The sequence below is a fragment of the Tropicibacter alexandrii genome, from assembly GCF_003667315.2.
Taxonomy (GTDB): domain Bacteria; phylum Pseudomonadota; class Alphaproteobacteria; order Rhodobacterales; family Rhodobacteraceae; genus Tropicibacter; species Tropicibacter alexandrii.
Map to the genome: position 1 here is coordinate 1 of NZ_RCTZ02000076.1, position 275 is coordinate 275.

Annotated in this window: 1 protein-coding gene; it reads left to right on the forward strand. The window is 46.5% G+C overall.

Annotated elements, in window-relative coordinates; all coding sequences use genetic code 11:
- A partial coding sequence (locus tag D8Z78_RS24920; RefSeq protein ID WP_206169738.1) for a hypothetical protein occupies positions 1-275 on the forward strand: 275 nt, incomplete at both ends.

A 275-nucleotide genomic window follows, 5' to 3' on the forward strand; every position in this document is an offset into this window, starting at 1 on the left:
ATTGATGGGAGACAACCTTGATGAAGTCATCGACAAACGCTTGAAGGCTTTGGAAGAGATAGAGAAAGAGAAGAAGAGGGTGGCCAAGGCGTACCACAAAAGGGTGAAAGTGAAGTTGTTTCAAGTTGGAGACTTGGTTTGGAAGACAGTTTTGCCTTTGGGTACTCGATCCAGGGAGTTCGGTAAGTGGTCTCCTAGTTGGGAAGGTCCTTATCGATTATGCGGCATTGTTCGAGGGAACGTGTATTTTTTGGAGACACTTCAAGGGGAGCGTT